16 protein-coding genes are annotated in these 15,723 nt (G+C 65.9%); 13 read left to right on the top strand and 3 right to left on the bottom strand.

What is annotated here, in order from left to right:
- The first annotated feature begins 19 nt into the window (after positions 1–19).
- The 4 genes from truB (at position 20) to JOE31_RS15730 (ending at position 3,657) form a co-directional block, all read left to right on the top strand.
- Positions 20–940 (top strand): tRNA pseudouridine(55) synthase TruB, encoded by a 921-nt coding sequence (gene truB / locus JOE31_RS15745; RefSeq protein WP_209746215.1) that lies wholly within the window; start codon positions 20–22, stop codon positions 938–940.
- 1 nt (position 941) lies between these two features.
- Positions 942–1,295: a hypothetical protein gene (locus JOE31_RS15740; RefSeq protein ID WP_209746213.1), complete on the top strand. Its 354-nt coding sequence runs from the start codon at positions 942–944 to the stop codon at positions 1,293–1,295.
- Positions 1,296–1,313: 18 nt separating this feature from the next.
- Entirely contained in the window at positions 1,314–1,772 is a 459-nt protein-coding gene (locus JOE31_RS15735; protein ID WP_209746212.1) for a hypothetical protein, read from the top strand.
- Between the two features lie 124 nt (positions 1,773–1,896).
- A complete protein-coding gene (locus JOE31_RS15730) occupies positions 1,897–3,657 on the top strand; it encodes an HNH endonuclease signature motif containing protein (protein ID WP_209746210.1) in 1,761 nt (586 codons plus the stop codon).
- A 98-nt stretch (positions 3,658–3,755) separates the two neighbouring features.
- On the opposite strand, the gene JOE31_RS15725 is transcribed toward JOE31_RS15730, so the two are convergent.
- Entirely contained in the window at positions 3,756–4,181 is a 426-nt protein-coding gene (locus JOE31_RS15725; RefSeq protein ID WP_209746207.1) for a GNAT family N-acetyltransferase, read from the bottom strand.
- A gap of 143 nt (positions 4,182–4,324) precedes the next feature.
- Here JOE31_RS15725 and JOE31_RS15720 point away from each other — a divergent pair, with 143 nt between their 5' ends.
- A complete protein-coding gene (locus JOE31_RS15720; RefSeq protein ID WP_209746205.1) occupies positions 4,325–4,918 on the top strand; it encodes an adenylate kinase in 594 nt (197 codons plus the stop codon).
- Between the two features lie 18 nt (positions 4,919–4,936).
- Here JOE31_RS15720 and JOE31_RS15715 read toward each other — a convergent pair whose 3' ends face one another.
- Entirely contained in the window at positions 4,937–5,746 is an 810-nt protein-coding gene (locus tag JOE31_RS15715) for a DUF937 domain-containing protein (RefSeq protein WP_209746203.1), read from the bottom strand.
- Positions 5,747–6,002: 256 nt separating this feature from the next.
- Here JOE31_RS15715 and JOE31_RS15710 point away from each other — a divergent pair, with 256 nt between their 5' ends.
- From JOE31_RS15710 to JOE31_RS15680, 7 genes are all read left to right on the top strand, one after another.
- Positions 6,003–6,986, top strand: coding sequence for a bifunctional riboflavin kinase/FAD synthetase (locus JOE31_RS15710; protein ID WP_209746201.1), 984 nt, complete (start codon positions 6,003–6,005; stop codon positions 6,984–6,986).
- A gap of 29 nt (positions 6,987–7,015) precedes the next feature.
- On the top strand, positions 7,016–7,870 hold the full coding sequence (gene kynA / locus JOE31_RS15705; RefSeq protein WP_209746200.1) for a tryptophan 2,3-dioxygenase: 855 nt from the start codon (positions 7,016–7,018) through the stop codon (positions 7,868–7,870).
- Positions 7,867–9,111, top strand: a complete 1,245-nt coding sequence (gene kynU / locus JOE31_RS15700) for a kynureninase (protein WP_209746197.1) — start codon at positions 7,867–7,869, stop codon at positions 9,109–9,111. The genes kynA and kynU overlap by 4 nt, the downstream gene beginning before the upstream one ends.
- A 208-nt stretch (positions 9,112–9,319) precedes the next feature.
- Positions 9,320–9,589 (top strand): 30S ribosomal protein S15, encoded by a 270-nt coding sequence (rpsO, locus tag JOE31_RS15695; protein WP_011691294.1) that lies wholly within the window; start codon positions 9,320–9,322, stop codon positions 9,587–9,589.
- A gap of 246 nt (positions 9,590–9,835) precedes the next feature.
- Positions 9,836–12,076 (top strand): polyribonucleotide nucleotidyltransferase, encoded by a 2,241-nt coding sequence (locus JOE31_RS15690; protein ID WP_209748497.1) that lies wholly within the window; start codon positions 9,836–9,838, stop codon positions 12,074–12,076.
- 168 nt (positions 12,077–12,244) lie between these two features.
- Positions 12,245–13,588 (top strand): pitrilysin family protein, encoded by a 1,344-nt coding sequence (locus tag JOE31_RS15685; RefSeq protein WP_209746196.1) that lies wholly within the window; start codon positions 12,245–12,247, stop codon positions 13,586–13,588.
- Between the two features lie 89 nt (positions 13,589–13,677).
- On the top strand, positions 13,678–14,139 hold the full coding sequence (locus JOE31_RS15680; protein ID WP_209746194.1) for a DUF1579 family protein: 462 nt from the start codon (positions 13,678–13,680) through the stop codon (positions 14,137–14,139).
- 37 nt (positions 14,140–14,176) lie between these two features.
- Here the strand turns inward: JOE31_RS15680 and JOE31_RS15675 are convergent, their stop codons facing one another.
- Positions 14,177–14,458 carry a hypothetical protein gene (locus JOE31_RS15675; protein ID WP_209746192.1) on the bottom strand — a complete coding sequence of 94 codons (282 nt, stop codon included), beginning with the start codon at positions 14,456–14,458 and terminating at the stop codon, positions 14,177–14,179.
- Positions 14,459–14,617: 159 nt separating this feature from the next.
- Here JOE31_RS15675 and JOE31_RS15670 point away from each other — a divergent pair, with 159 nt between their 5' ends.
- Positions 14,618–15,721: a LuxR family transcriptional regulator gene (locus tag JOE31_RS15670; RefSeq protein WP_209746190.1), complete on the top strand. Its 1,104-nt coding sequence runs from the start codon at positions 14,618–14,620 to the stop codon at positions 15,719–15,721.
- The last annotated feature ends 2 nt before the right edge of the window (positions 15,722–15,723 follow it).

Below are 15,723 nucleotides of genomic sequence, written 5' to 3'. Positions count from 1 at the left end.
CGCGGATATACTGGGAGGCGTGCTTTCTGGACTGGTAATAGTGGACAAGCCGCAAGGATGGACCAGCCACGATGTGGTTGGACGGATGCGGCGGCTGGCCGGTACCCGGAAAGTGGGGCATGCCGGCACGCTGGATCCCATGGCCACCGGTGTCCTCGTCCTCGGCATCAACAAGGCCACCCGCCTGCTGACGTACATCGTCGGGACATCCAAGACGTATACCGCCACCATCCGCCTCGGCGAGTCCACCGTAACGGACGACGCCGAGGGCGAGGTGGTGAGCAGCCACTCAGCCTCTGAGGTCACCGAGGAAGCCATCAGGGCCGGCGTCGCAGCACTCACCGGCGAGATCCAACAGGTCCCCAGCAGCGTAAGCGCCATCAAAGTCAACGGCGAGCGCGCGTATGCCCGCGTCCGTTCCGGCGAAGACGTCAAGCTTGCCGCACGGCCGGTCACCATCCACAGGTTCGACGTCCATGCCGTCCGACCCGGGCGTGACGGGGCAGTCATCGACGTGGACGTCACCGTGGAATGCTCGTCCGGTACGTACATCCGCGCCCTGGCGCGCGACCTTGGTGAAGCCCTCGGGACCGGGGGCCACCTGACAGCGCTGCGAAGGACCCAGGTCGGGCCCTATAGCCTTGACCAGGCCAGGACGCTGGAGCAGTTGGCCGAGGAACTGGAAGTGCTGGAGATGTCCCAGGCGGCTCGCGCGCTCATGCCGAACCGTGAGCTCAGCGAAGACGAAGCCACTGAAATCTCGTTCGGCCGGCGCATAGCCGCAGGCGCGGGAGCCGGAACACCGGAAGCTGCCACCGCAGACAACCCCGCCGCGGCCTTTGCGCCTGACGGCTCGCTGGTGGCCCTGCTGGCTGACGCGGGCGGCTACGCGAAGCCGGTGCTGGTCTTCGCCCCGAGTAATGAACAGCCGGGCAAGTAGCGTGGACGCGTACTTTTACATCATTCTGGCCGTGGGGCTGCTTTCCACGATCATCTGCGCCGTCGCGGGGATCATGAAGAAAGCCCCCAACGATGCCACCATCCTGTCGGTGGCCGCCGTCGAACTGGCGCTCCTGGTCTACCTTGTCGGCTCGATCGTCCGCGTATCCTCGGGGGAACAGATAGCCGGGGAACCGTGGGAGTTCTGGGGCTACCTGGTCACTGCCCTGATCCTGCCGGTCGGCGCCGTGTATTGGTCCATCCTGGAGCGCACCCGGTGGAGCAACTTTGTCCTGGCTGCCGTGGGCGTCACCGCCCTTGTGATGGCCGCACGCATGAACCAGATTTGGTACTGAGTGGAAGAAGCACACGACGTGACTCCGCAAACCCCCGTCAACAAGACCGAGAATGAGGCCGCGAAGGTCCGTTCCAGGGACACCCGGAATACCGGCCCAGGGCGGTTGCTGATTGCGGTCTATGCAGTATTCGCCATCTCCGCTACGGCCCGGGCCGGCTACCAGATTCTCACCAAGTTCTCCGAAGCGCCGCTGGCTTACCTGCTCTCGGCGTTCGCGGCGCTCGTTTACGTCGCAGCCACGGTCTCACTGGCGAAAGCCGGGCGGACCTGGTTCAAGGTATCCGTGGCTGCCGTCCTGGTGGAACTCGTAGGCGTGGTGGTGGTCGGGGCGCTGAGCATTTTCGACTCCGTCAGCTTCCCGCATGAAACCGTCTGGTCCCTCTTCGGCCGCGGCTACGCTTTTATCCCGCTCCTGCTTCCGATTCTTGGGCTCGTCTGGCTTTACAAGCGCAGGCCGGCACCGCGAGGGGTTTGAGTCACCCGGCCTGACGCGCCCGTCCGGCCGCATAGCCGTCCCGATTCCGGCGGCCCTTTTTTGTCGTACCCCTTTGGCAGAGTTATGCCATGGAAGTCATGGGGGGCTTGCAGCAGGAGGGGCATTGCGGTGGGCCAAGCTGCCCGCTGCTGCTGCTTCACCCGCGGCCGCTGTTTCGCCGGGTTCAGTCCGTAGCCTGCGGGGCGTCCCCGCGGGGCCGCGGCGTCCTGAGGCTTTAGCGTTCGACGGCGTTGGTTCCGGTGAGCTGTCCCGGTGCCTTGAGCTGCTGGAGGCCATTAGTTCGACGGCGGTTGCGGACGTTGCGGTGTTGGGTTTCCGGGAGGCGGCTGACTTCGCTTCCCGGGTGGAGGACATCTCCCGGGTCGCTGAATATTTGCAGGTGGTTGCTGCCGGGGCGGTGGACCGGTCGCGGCGCGAGGCCAGTGCTGCTGCGCGGGCTGGCGCGGGCTCGGGTGCGGCGGTTGGCTGGACCACCGGGTGGGGCAACGAGACGGCTGTACATGGGCCGATCGGCTGGGCGACCAGTACTGCCGATGGAGGCCTTAGCGAGAGCGCCCGGCCGGATGGCGACCCGGGCGATGGCGGCCCAGACACAGCCGCCGCGGACCCCGGACCCAGCCCCGCGGCGCTGGGGTCCAATGATCCGGGTCCGGCCGATGACGGGTGCCGGAACACTACCGAGTTCCTCCGGGCCCGGCTTCGGATCGGTGCCGGGGAAGCCCGCCGCCGGCTCGCCCTGGCCGAGGCCGTGCTGCCCCGGGCCGGGATCACCGGCCACCCCCAGCCTCCGGAACGTCCCGTGCTCGCCGCGGCCGTGGCGTCCGGTTCAGTGGGTTCCCGTTCCGCGACGATCATCACCGTCGCCCTGGACCGGGTCCGGCATCACGCCCCTGCGGGCACCATGGCCCGGATGGAACACACCCTGACCCGCACCGCGGCCGAACAGGACACCGATTTCGTCGCCCGCGTCGCCCGCCACCTGGTTGAGGCGGCCGACCAGGACGGCAGCGAACCCTCCGAGGAGGAGCTCCGGCACCGGCAGGGCGTCTTCATCCGGAAACCCCGCCGCGGACTGCACCACGTGGAATTCTTCGCCACCCCGGACCAATACGAACCCCTCCTGACTGTGATGAACACCGCCACCAACCCCCGCACCCAACCAGGGACAGCTGAAGGCAACGACGGAACCAGTGGTGGCAGCGATCTGGACCGGCGGACCCGGCCCCAGCAGCTCCTGGACGGCCTCGTCGGCGCCGCCAAAACCACACTCGCCACCGGCAACCTCCCCGCAGCCGGCGGTCTGCGTCCCCAGGTCATGGTCACCATCGACTACCGCGACCTCCTGAACCGCCTCGATCGGCTAGACCACAACAGCGACCGGCCAACCGGCACCGGAGGCATCCCCGGCACCACGGGCACCGGGACCATCCCCGGCATCCCCGGCACGGGCTCGTTCACGTTCACCGGGCCCGTCACCGCCGCCACGGTCCGGAAGATCGCCTGCGACGCCGACATCATCCCCGTCCTCCTCGGCAGCCAGGGCCGCGTCCTGGACATCGGCCGGACCACCCGGATCTTCCCGCCCCACATCCGCAAAGCCATCACCGCCCGCGACCAAGGCTGCGCGTTCCCGGGCTGCACCATCCCCGCCCCCTGGTGCGAAGCCCACCACATCACCTACTGGTCACACGGCGGAACCACCAGCACCGAGAACGGCACACTGCTTTGCAGCCATCACCACCACCTGATCCACAAGGAACAGTGGCACATCCAGGTCAAAACCGGGGTTCCGTGGTTCATCCCGCCACCCCACATCGACCCACACCAAAAACCACAACGAAACAACTACTTCAAACTCGAGTGACCCTGCCGTGGTGAGCCCGCGTACCCCAGTGAATAGTGGTCTCGCCAGCCGGAGTACGGCCTGCCCGGGCTTCGGTGGCCGGTCCGGCAGTCTCATGGCTATCGGAAGCGAGCGAACATCCTGAGCGGTTCCGGCCTGAAATCCGAGCCTTCGGTGAATCCCAGGGCCTCATAGAACGCGCGCTGGCCCGGCTCATTGTCGGTGATGAGTACGGTCTGCCTGACATGCCTGTACCTGGACAGGATGGCTTCAAGCATCGACCGTCCCGCTCCGGATCCTTGACATGACGGATCGACCAAGATGTCCTGCACATAGCAGACCGTGGCGTCGTCCGAGATTGCGCGGGCCAGGCCGATGAGCTTGCCAGTGTCATCACGGCATGTCACGACGAACGCTGATCGGCGGATTGCTCGTAGGAGTGCGTCGGGTTCATCCGTATAGGTGGTCCAGCCCACTGACTCGTACAAGGCCAGGACTTCAGCATCGGTAAGCTCGCTACCGGCGTGGACTCGGAACTCTGGCATCAAACCAGTGTGGCATGACCGCCGTAGCCAAAGCCCGCTGGAAACCACTCCAAAACGACTCATGCGCCGAGTGCTATCGTGGCAAATCGCGGTGCGCCAGAGTTCCGGAGGCCGGACCGCCGAGCAAAACGGGGGAGCAGACCATGAAACCCATCCCGGTAAACCCGTCCCGTGTCATCTTTTACGGAGTGACGGGCAGCGGCAAGTCCTCGGCGGCCCGCGCATATGCGGCAGCGTCGGGGCTTCCCGAGTTTTCAGCCGACGACGACATTGGCTGGCTTCCCGGCTGGCAGCAGCGCAGCGTCGAGCAGCAACGGGAGCTCGCGGCGAATGTTGCGGCGCGCGAGCGCTGGGTCCTGGACAGCGCCTATGGCGTCTGGCGCGACATCGTTGTACCCCGGGCGGAGCTGGTCATCGCTTTGGATTATCCCCGTTGGCTGTCGCTGTCCAGGCTGGTCCGCCGCTCCCTGCGACGGGTCATCACGAAGCAACCCGTCTGCAACGGCAACATCGAAACGCTCGCGAGGCTATGTGCGAGGGATTCGATCTTCTACTGGCACTTCAACTCATTTGCCAGGAAGAAACGTGTCTTCAAGGAATGGCAGGCCAGCCCGGACATGCCGCCGGTGGTGGCGTTCCGCAGGCCCAGGGACCTCGACGACTGGCTGGCGGAGGTCGCAGCAGCCACTTCACGTCCCGGGGATGCTGCTGAAGGTTCCGGCCGCCAGCACCACTAGTAGCCCGATCCGGCGCGGCTATTTCTTGCCGAAGAGCCCGCCCAACAGGCCGCCCAGGCCGCCGCCGGTATTCTTTTTCTCTTCGGCGTGGTCCTCGGAACCGTCGCCGGGGAGGTCGACGTCGATCACCTCGCCCGGAACGGGCGCACCGCCCTGCGGTATCGGCTGACCGAGTGGTCCGGTGGGGGGCTGCGGCGCCGAATCCTTACTGGCCTCCGGGACCACTGCATCGCGGGTCTGCTGGCCGTCCTGCGGGCCCCCGCCCAAAATGCCCCCGAGGATGTCTCCCAGTCCTCCTCCTTGGGCGCCCGCGCCGCCCTGCGAACCTCCAAGAATGCCGCCCAGGATGCTGCCGAGGTCGATTCCGCCGGGGCCGCCGGCCGCATCGCTGCCTGCTCCGCCGCCCGCTTGGGCATTCCGACCGCCGAGGATCTTGTTGGCGAGATAGGACATCACGATGGGCGCCAGGATCGGCAAAAGCTTCCGGACGAGGTCGCTGCCCACGCCGCCCAGGTTGGCAGTGCCGGCGAGTTGGTGTGCCACCTGATCCTGTTGGCCGCCGAAGACATGGCTGACAATTTTCTCGCCGTCGGCGGTATCCACCTGCGCAGCGTCAACGCCACCCTCTGCAAGCCCGTCCTGGTGCTGGGCAAGAGCGGATTCAAGGGAGGCGGCACCACCGGGCGCCTGTGCGTTGCTCTGCATGCCGGCGAGGAGGGTGGGAACCGCAGCCTCGATTGCGGCCCGGGCGGACTCCCTGTCCGTGCCCAGCAGACCGGCAACCTGGTCAACGGGTATCTGTTCCAAAATCTCGCGGAGGTCAGTCATAGCGCTCTCCTTCAGCCCGGCGCACGGCCCCGGGCATCGTTGGCTGCGGCGCGCAACTGCGTCGCCGGATGCTGCCCTTGCATCCTAGCCGGGCACCCCAGACCGTGGTAGGCCGGAACCCGGGACCGGCCGCGGTGTCGGTCGCCGCAGGGTGATTCCGGGTAATTTCCAGAGGCAATTGCGGGTAATCTTAGAGAGTTCCGGGGCCCGGCGCGGTTTCGGACGAGTCAATGGCAGGCAGCAAAAGGCGAGGTTGATGGTCCACATCTGGAACGATCCGTCCGAGGTCCCCGCGGACTTCGGCCCTACCGTTGTCACGTTTGGCAATTTCGACGGCGTACACCGCGGGCACCAGCAGGTGCTGTCGCAGCTCATCCGTACAGCCCGCCTCAACGGCGCGCGGGCTGTAGCGGTGACGTTTGACCCCCACCCCGCGCAGGTGCACCGGCCCGAGTCCGCTCCCGAGCTCATCATGGGTCTGGAGGACAAGCTCGTTGCCCTCGGCGAGCTGGGCCTGGACGCCGTCCTGGTCATGAAATACTCCCTGGAGCTGGCCAGTCTGACGCCGGAAGAATTCGTCGCCGGCGTCCTCGTCGGCAGCCTCAAGGCCAGCCACGTGGTGATCGGCCACGACGCCCGGTTTGGCCGCGGAAACTCCGGTGACCTCTCCACCATGCAGGAGCTGGGGGAGAAGTTCGGCTTCACTGTCCAGGTCATCAGTGAATTCGGCTCAGAAGGTTTTCCCATCCACGACGACGGCGGCGAGGACCGCCGTTGTTCGTCCACTTGGGTTCGTGAGGCCTTGCGGGACGGCGACGTGGCCACGGCGGCTGCCGTGCTGGGCCGCCCGCACCGGATGCGCGGCGAGGTGGTGCACGGTGCTGCCCGCGGGCGTGCACTCGGATTCCCCACCGCAAACCTGTCCTCCGAAGCCAGCGGCTACATCCCCGCCGACGGAATCTACGCCGGCTGGCTCGTGGACCAGGCCGGCACCAGATGGCCGGCAGCCATCTCCGTCGGCTCCAACCCCACGTTCGACGGCGTCAGCCGGCAGGTTGAAGCCCACGTTATTGACCGTCCGGAAGAACCGGTTGAAAACTTCGATCTGTACGGCCAGACAGTAGTTGTGGAGTTCGTGGCGCGGCTGCGGGGCATGGTGGCGTACCGTGGGCCGGAGGCGCTCGTCGAACAGATGTGCCTGGACGTGGTCCAGGCCCACGACATCCTGTTCCGGCGCTGACCCCAGTCACTGGCAAGGAAGGCACCGCTGTGTCCGTTGAGAAGAACACGAGGAAACTGGAAAAGGACATTGTCCGGGACTTCAGTTCGCGGATGAGCTACGCGTCGTACCTGCAACTGCCCACGTTGCTCAGCGCACAGCAACCGGTCAGCAATCCCGAACACCACGACGAACTGCTTTTCATCATCCAGCACCAGACCACTGAATTGTGGCTGAAGCTGGTCCTTCACGAGCTCCGCAGCGCCGCGGCCTGGCTCCGCAGCGACGACCTCGGATCCGCCTTGAAAGCGATCGCGCGAGTGAAGCACATCCAGAAGACTCTGACCGAACAGTGGTCCGTGCTGGCCACGCTGACGCCCACCGAGTATTCCCAGTTCCGCGGCTTCCTGGGCAACTCCTCCGGGTTCCAGTCCAGCCAGTACCGGGCCGTGGAGTTCGTCCTGGGCAACAAGAACCGCAAGATGCTTCCGGTGTTCGAATCCGACCCTGAGGCGTACCAGCAGCTGAGCAACGTCCTTGAGGCGCCCAGCATCTACGACGAATTCCTCGCCTACCTCCACCGGCAGGGGTTTGATATTCCGGCATCCCTGCTGGAGCGCGACGTCACGAAGGCTCACCAGTTCTGCCCCGAACTGGTGCCGGTGTTCAAGCACATCTACGAAAACGCAGCGGACAACTGGGGTGCCTACGAGGCATGCGAAGAACTGGTGGACCTGGAAGACAACTTCCAGCTGTGGCGTTTCCGCCACCTGCGGACGGTGCAGCGGACCATCGGCATGAAGGCCGGCACCGGCGGATCCAGCGGGGCCGCGTTCCTGCAGAAGGCCCTGGAGCTGACGTTCTTTCCCGAGCTTTTCGCCGTCCGGACGGAGATCGGCCAATGAGTACGGTTCACCAGACCCAAGACGCCCTGCGGCAGCGTGCCGTCGAACTCGACGCCGCAGACCCGCTGGCAGGCTACCGCGACCACTTCATCGGAACTGACACCGACCTGTCCTACCTGGACGGGAACTCGCTGGGCCGTCCGCTCAAACGGACAGCTACGGATATCAGCAGCTTCATCCAGCACAGCTGGGGCGGCCGGCTGATCCGGGGCTGGGACGAGGAATGGCTCCAGCTGCCGGAAGCTATTGGCGACCAGCTGGGCCGGGCAGTGCTCGGAGCCGCCCCCGGGCAAACCATCATTGCCGACTCCACCACGGTTGTCCTGTACAAGCTGATCCGTGCCGCCCTCGCTGCGGTCAGGGACCCCGCCAGGACCGAAATCGTGCTGGATACGGACAACTTCCCCACAGACCGTTACCTCCTCGAAGGGATCGCCCGGGAAGAGGGGCTGACGCTGCGATGGATCGAGGCCGATCCCGCCGCCGGGGTGACCGTTGACCAGGTGCGCGAGGCGGCAGGGCCGGCCACCGCCGTCGTGGTCCTCAGCCAGATCGCCTACCGCTCCGGCTATCTCGCCGACTTGCCGGCGATCACAGCCGCAGTGCACGACGCCGGCGCGCTGGTGGTCTGGGACCTGTGCCATTCCGCCGGTTCGGTGGAGATCGACCTGGACGCCGCCGGCGTCGACTTCGCCGCGGGCTGCACCTACAAGTACCTCAACGGGGGACCGGGCTCGCCGGCCTTCGCCTACATCAACTCGCGGCACCTCCCGGGGCTGAGCCAGCCGATCTGGGGCTGGATGGGCCGTAAGGATGCATTCGAAATGGCGGCCGGCTACGAGCCTGCTCCCGGGATCCGCGGCTTCCTCAGCGGAACGCCGGCAATTTTCGGCATGATCGCGATGCAGGGCACGCTGGACCTGATCGAAGCAGCCGGCATGTCCGCACTCCGGGAAAAATCCCGGAAACTCACGGCGTTCGCGCTCGAACTCCATGACGCGTGGCTGGCTCCGGCCGGCGTCCTCCTGGCAACGCCGCGGGATCCGGAACGCCGGGGGAGCCACATCACCGTGGACCATCCGGACTTCCGGGAGATGACGGCGCAGCTCTGGGCGCAGGACGTCATCCCGGATTTCCGGGCACCGCACGGCATCCGGATCGGGCTTTCGCCGCTCAGCACCTCATTTATGGAGGTCTACCGCGGTGTTGCCGCCGTCCGCGATCTGCTGGCGCGCCACTAACCGGCCCGCCCACAGCGGTCGCGCTGCACGGCGTGTTTCGACAAGATTGCGGCCGGGCCGGTAAACTAAACGTTGGATCCGGCTGCAGTCCGTGGCGGCTGGCTCTTGTTATGTGCAGGATTTCCCGGGTTACCGCGGATTTCCGGCACTGGCACACCCGGCAGTGAGTTACTGATTCGGGCCTCACGGCACATCTCTAGGAGTTATTGTGGCACTTGACGCCGCTGTAAAGCAGTCCATCATCAAGGATTTCGCAACGTCCGAAGGCGACACCGGTTCACCGGAGGTCCAGGTTGCAGTCCTCACTCAGCGGATCAAGGATCTCACTGAGCACATGAAGGAGCACAAGCACGACTTCCACACCCAGCGCGGTCTGCTGGCCATGGTTGGTCGTCGCAAGCGCATGCTCACCTACCTCAAGAACACTGACATCAACCGCTACCGTGCGCTCATCGAGCGCCTCGGCCTGCGCCGCTAGTCAGACCTGAGGGGCGGCCCCTTCCGTGACGGAAAGGGCCGCCTTCTTCAAACAAAACTAAACAGGAGGATCAACCGCATCACGCATTCGCGGTCCTCGGTAGTGATTCCCGGGAACGGCTTCGAAGAATGAAGCCCGGCCCGTGGGTCTCGATCGATGACCGGGTGCAGTGCAGGCCAGTAGACAGATGCTGGACTGGGTTGATGCGGCTGGACTTCCGTTAACCAAGAAACGGAGGTGACTCTCTTGGAGGGTCCCGAAATCCAGTTCTCAGAAGCCGTCATTGACAATGGCCGCTTCGGCAAGCGTGTAATCCGCTTCGAAACCGGCCGCCTTGCCAAGCAGGCAGCCGGCGCAGCCATGGTGTACATCGACGAAGACACCGCGCTGCTGTCCGCAACCACTGCCGGCAAGCACCCGCGTGAAGGCTTTGACTTCTTCCCGCTGACCGTTGACGTCGAAGAGCGTATGTACGCCGCCGGCCGCATCCCGGGCTCGTTCTTCCGCCGCGAAGGACGCCCGTCCACCGAAGCCATCCTGGCTTGCCGCCTCATGGACCGCCCGCTGCGTCCGGCCTTCATCAAGGGCCTGCGCAACGAGGTCCAGATCGTCGTCACCGTCCTGGCGATCAACCCGGACGAGCTTTACGACGTCGTGGCCATCAACGCCTCCTCGATGTCCACCCAGCTCTCCGGCCTGCCGTTCTCCGGCCCGATCGGCGGCGTCCGCGTTGCCCTCGTTGCCGACGAGCACGGTTCGCAGTGGGTTGCGTTCCCGAAGCACTCCCAGCTCGAGAACTCCGTGTTCAACATGGTCGTTGCCGGCCGCGTTGCCGGTGACGACGTCGCCATCATGATGGTTGAAGCCGAAGCTACGGACAACTCCTGGAACCTCATCAAGGAACAGGGCGCCACCGCCCCCACCGAAGAGGTTGTTTCCGAGGGCCTCGAAGCCGCCAAGCCGTTCATCAAGGCACTGTGCGACGCCCAGGCAGACCTTGCCGCCCGCGCCGCCAAGCCGACCGTAGAGTTCCCGGTCTTCCTCGACTACGAAGACGACGCCTACGCCGCCGTTGAAGCCGCTGCCGCCGAGAAGCTGGCTGCTGTCTTCCAGATTGCTGACAAGCAGGAGCGCGACACCGCTTCGGACCAGCTCAAGGACGACGTCACTTCTTCGCTCGCCAGCCAGTTCGAGGGACGCGAAAAGGAGCTGTCCGCAGCTTTCCGCTCGGTGACCAAGCACGTTGTGCGCCAGCGCATCCTGAAGGACCAGATCCGCATCGACGGCCGTGGCCTGACGGACATCCGCCAGCTCACCGCCGAGGTCGAGGTCCTGCCCCGCGTTCACGGTTCGGCCATCTTCGAACGCGGCGAGACCCAGATCATGGGTGTCACCACGCTGAACATGCTGAAGATGGAACAGCAGATCGACTCGCTGTCGCCCGTAACGCGCAAGCGCTACATGCACAACTACAACTTCCCGCCGTACTCCACCGGTGAAACCGGCCGCGTGGGCTCGCCCAAGCGCCGCGAAATCGGTCACGGCGCCCTGGCCGAGCGGGCACTCGTGCCCGTCCTGCCGTCCCGCGAGGAATTCCCCTACGCCATCCGCCAGGTGTCTGAGGCCCTCAGCTCCAACGGTTCGACGTCGATGGGTTCCGTCTGCGCCTCCACGCTGTCGATGCTCAACGCAGGCGTGCCGCTGAAGGCGGCCGTTGCAGGTATCGCCATGGGCCTGGTGTCCGACCAGGTTGACGGCCAGACCCGCTACGCGGCACTGACCGATATCCTCGGCGCCGAAGATGCCTTCGGCGACATGGACTTCAAGGTCGCCGGAACTTCCGAGTTCGTCACGGCCATCCAGCTGGACACCAAGCTCGACGGCATCCCGGCCTCGGTCCTGGCCGCCGCTCTGAAGCAGGCCCGCGAAGCACGCCTGCACATCCTCGAGGTCATCAACTCCGCGATCGACACCCCGGACGAACTCTCCGAGTTCGCTCCGCGCGTCATCGCGGTCAAGATCCCCGTGGACAAGATCGGCGAGGTCATCGGGCCCAAGGGCAAGATGATCAACCAGATCCAGGAAGACACCGGCGCGGACATCTCCATCGAGGACGACGGCACCGTTTACATCGGCGCCACCAACGGCCCGTCCGCCGATGCCGCACGCTCCGCGATCAACGCCATCGCCAACCCGCAGGTTCCGGAAATCGGAGAGCGCTACCTGGGTACGGTCGTCAAGACCACCACCTTCGGCGCCTTCATTTCCCTCACCCCGGGCAAGGACGGCCTGCTGCACATCTCCGAGCTGCGCAAGATCGCCGGCGGCAAGCGCGTTGACAACGTCGAGGACGTCGTCTCCGTGGGCCAGAAGATCCAGGTCGAGATCACCAAGATCGACGACCGCGGAAAGCTGTCCCTCTCCCCGGTCATCGCCGAGGAAGAAGGCGCTGAAAGCGCCGAGGTCGCCGAGGCAGCCGCAGAGTAGTCTGCAACGCACTTCGTAGTACCAGCATGCCGGCGGGGCCGGTGGAACTTCCACCGGCCCCGCCGCTGTTAAGCCACCCGATTGAATCGCCAGTTCCCGGGGCATGGCAGCAGTGGTCCGCTGGTACGATTGCAGGCAGATTTGGCACCGTTTTCCTGAAAGGCCTTGATGACTGTCGTACCCCTGCCGCTCGTGCAGAACCATCCCGGAGACACCCTGATCCACGGAGCCGACGGCGGGTCCGTGGTTCGCCGTTCCGTGCTCCCCGGAGGCGTGCGTGTACTGACGGAGGCCATGCCCGGCCAGCGGTCCGCGACCATCGGCTTTTGGGTTGGCGTGGGTTCACGGGACGAAGCCCACGGGCAGCACGGGTCCACCCATTTCCTGGAGCACCTCCTGTTCAAGGGCACCAAGCGGCGTACCGCGCTGGAAATTGCGTCCGCCTTTGATGAGGTCGGCGGGGAGTCCAACGCGGCCACCGCCAAGGAAAGCACCTGCTATTTTGCCCGGGTTCTCGACACGGACCTTCCGATGGCCATCGATGTCATTGCGGACATGATTACCGGAGCAGTCCTGGACCCGCAGGAGATGGAGCAGGAACGCGACGTCATCCTGGAGGAGATCGCGATGGACAGCGACGACCCCACGGACGTCGCCCACGAGCACTTCGTGGCCGCGGTGCTGGGGACGCATCCGCTGGGACGCCCGATCGGCGGAACACCGGAGGCCATCAGGGCCGTTGCCCGCGATTCCGTCTGGGACCACTACCGCCGGTACTACCGCCCGGACGAACTGGTCATCACCGCGGCCGGCGGGCTGGACCACGACGTCGTTTGCGGACTGGTGGTTGATGCCCTCCACCAGGCGGGCTGGGCGCTGGAGGCCGGCGCCGCACCCGTGGAGCGGCGCTCCACCGAACGGGCCCACATCAGCGGAACCGCCGGACTCCACGTGGTCAAGCGACCCGTCGAGCAGGCAAACATCATCATGGGCTGCCCCACCATCGTCGCCACGGACGGGCGCCGCTACGTCATGAGCGTGCTTAACGCCGTGCTGGGCGGCGGCATGTCCTCGCGCCTGTTCCAGGAGGTACGGGAAAAGCGCGGCCTGGTGTACTCCACCTATTCCTTTGCCTCGTCCTATGCTGACGCGGGCTATTTCGGCATGTATGCGGGCTGCACTCCCTCGAAGGTCCGCCAGGTCGTTGAGCTGCTGGGTGCCGAACTGGACAAGCTGGCGGAGCACGGCATCTCCGAGGACGAACTCAGGAAGGCCGTGGGCCAGCTGTGTGGCGGGATCGTCCTGGCGCTCGAAGACACCGGATCACGGATGTCGCGGCTGGGCAGGGCCGAACTGGTGTCCGGCGAATACCAGGACATCGAGGAGACGCTCCGGCAGATCAAGAGCGTCACCGTGGAGCAGGTACGGGAACTGGCGCAGGAGCTTGCGGCGGCACCCCGGACCGTGACAGTAGTGGGTCCGTTCGAGGAACGCGAAACCTTCGGCCTCTGAGCCCGCCCGCCCTTCGCTGGACAACTACACGCTGGACAACTCCATCCGCGGGGCGTGATGATGAACCCGGGGGCCACACTGGAGGAGCAATGGACCGTCCGCACCCGGGCACTGTGCACAAAGAGCTGGAGGATTTCCTCGGGCACTGGACGGGGACGACCCACATTGAGGCCACACCCCGGCGGCCTGCCAGGACTGCGGCGGCGGAGGTGACCTTCACCAAGGCCGCCGGCGGGTACGCGGTGCTACAGAGCTACCGCCACACGGAAGCTGAGGGGATCCGTTTTGAGCGGCATGGCATGTTCACCATGGACCCTGACCACGCGGACACGGTCTGGTACCACGTGGACAGCGTGGGCCTGCCGCGGGAAGCTCCGATCCGGTGCAGCCTGCATGGCGGAGTGCTCACCGTGGAACGCCGCAACGGCCGGGACACGTCCCGGCACATTTTCCGGGTGGACGACGGCGTGCTGACGCACACGTCCGAGGTCCGTCTGGCCGACGCCGCAGCCTTCGCGCCGTTCATGACCTCCGTCTGCCGCCGTACCTGACAGCGCGAACGGACGCTTGGGGCCTGTCGGGAGGCAATCAGCCTGCTGATTCCAGAATCCGCGCCTTCGGTGGACCGTCCAGGGCCGGAGCCGCGGCTGGCGAGTTCCATACCTGCTGGCGGAGCTTGGCCAGCAGTTCCTCGGCCTGTCCCCGACGCGCGAGGTCGAGTTCCACCACCACATAACGCGGGTCGTCCACTGGCCGGCTGATGCGATGTGCCAGCACGCCTGAGGCTGCCCGGTTGACGGGGTCCCGGTCGAAGGCGTCCTTCCACATCGCGAAGTCCTTGATACCGTGCTCAATCTGAAGCGTGTACATGTCCTTGCCTTCCGTCTAGGTTTTCCGTACAGCTCACGGTAGGCACACCGCGGGAGGGACCGGTATCCCAGAAATCTGGGCGGAGACATCTTGCCGGGCAGTGATGACCGGGGTCCTGTGACCCCCACGTGCTGCGGTTCCCGGGGCCATACTGTTTGCATGACCACGCACTGGGCGGCGAGCCGAAGCCTGGAAAGGATCGGTGACCTCTGCGGTTCGCCGCTGGAGGACCATGACTTGCGCGCAGCCCTGTTAGCGGAGATTGGCGGCATTGTTCCGTTCAGTTCGTTTGTGTGGCCCCTGACCGACCCCGAAACGTGCACCGGAATTTCACCGATGGCCCGGATTCCCTGCCCGCAGGAACTGCCGGCTCTGATCAGGTTGAAGTACATGACGGCTCCCGGCCGGTGGACGGCGCTCATCGACAACGTGCCGCCCGCGGTGACGCTGCGGACGGCAACCGGGGGAGACCCTGCCCGGAGCCCGCTCTGGAACGGCGTCCTCCGGCGGTACGGGGTGGTGGATGTCCTGTCCACGGTGTTCGCGGACAGATACGGCTGCTGGGGCTGGCTTGATCTGTGGCGGAGCGCAGATGACGGGCTATTTACGGACCTCGAAGCGAAGCACCTGGCGGCTGTGGCGCCCGTCATCGCGGCTGGCCTGCGGCGAAGCAGGGCAGCCAGGATGAGGCTCGATGCGAAGCCGCGCCGCGACGTGCCGCCCGCGGCGGGGCTGCCCCAACAGGCGGTGCTGACGCTGGACTCGGAGCTGGAAGTAACGAGCCGGAGCGCCTCGGCGGCCGACTGGCTTTGCCTGCTGCAGCCGGGGCCCCGGCCGTTCGAGGCCGTCCCGGCCGAGGTCTTCAACGTGGCCGCGCAACTCCTGGCACGGGAGGCCGGAGTGGATTCCCACCCGGCGTCCGCCCGGGTAAGCATCGGCAGCGGCCGGTGGGCAGTGCTCAGGTCATTCCGGCTGGACCCGCGGGAGAACGGGGCAGCGAAGCTGGCAGTGACCATTCAGGAATGCCCGGCGGGGGAACGGCTTGACGTGTTCGCCCGGTGCTTCGGCCTGACGCGGAGGCAGCGCAGCCTGCTGGAACTCGCCGCGGGCGGACTGGACACCGCGGCGCTGGCGGCGGCACTTCGGATCAGCCCCTACACGGTGCAGGACCAGTTCAAACTGGTCTTTGCTGCCTGCGGTGTGAGGAGCAGGAATTCACTGCTGGCCTTGGCCCTCGGCACGGAACGGGGCGGCCCGTCGTAAGA

Origin of the sequence: Arthrobacter sp. PvP023 (assembly GCF_017832975.1) — a bacterium.
Lineage (GTDB): Bacteria > Actinomycetota > Actinomycetes > Actinomycetales > Micrococcaceae > Arthrobacter.
Note: the sequence above shows the minus strand (reverse complement) of the source record. Positions and strands in the feature narration are given on the sequence as shown.

Excerpts from the sequence above, each read along its gene's own strand:
- JOE31_RS15685 (WP_209746196.1), top strand. The coding sequence starts at position 12,245 with ATGACTGTCGTACCCCTGCCGCTCGTGCAGAACCATCCCGGAGACACC.
- JOE31_RS15715 (WP_209746203.1), bottom strand. The coding sequence starts at position 5,746 with ATGACTGACCTCCGCGAGATTTTGGAACAGATACCCGTTGACCAGGTT.
- JOE31_RS15725 (WP_209746207.1), bottom strand. The coding sequence starts at position 4,181 with ATGCCAGAGTTCCGAGTCCACGCCGGTAGCGAGCTTACCGATGCTGAA.
- JOE31_RS15720 (WP_209746205.1), top strand. The coding sequence starts at position 4,325 with ATGAAACCCATCCCGGTAAACCCGTCCCGTGTCATCTTTTACGGAGTG.
- JOE31_RS15670 (WP_209746190.1), top strand. The coding sequence starts at position 14,618 with ATGACCACGCACTGGGCGGCGAGCCGAAGCCTGGAAAGGATCGGTGAC.
- kynU (WP_209746197.1), top strand. The coding sequence starts at position 7,867 with ATGAGTACGGTTCACCAGACCCAAGACGCCCTGCGGCAGCGTGCCGTC.
- JOE31_RS15680 (WP_209746194.1), top strand. The coding sequence starts at position 13,678 with ATGGACCGTCCGCACCCGGGCACTGTGCACAAAGAGCTGGAGGATTTC.
- JOE31_RS15675 (WP_209746192.1), bottom strand. The coding sequence starts at position 14,458 with ATGTACACGCTTCAGATTGAGCACGGTATCAAGGACTTCGCGATGTGG.
- JOE31_RS15710 (WP_209746201.1), top strand. The coding sequence starts at position 6,003 with ATGGTCCACATCTGGAACGATCCGTCCGAGGTCCCCGCGGACTTCGGC.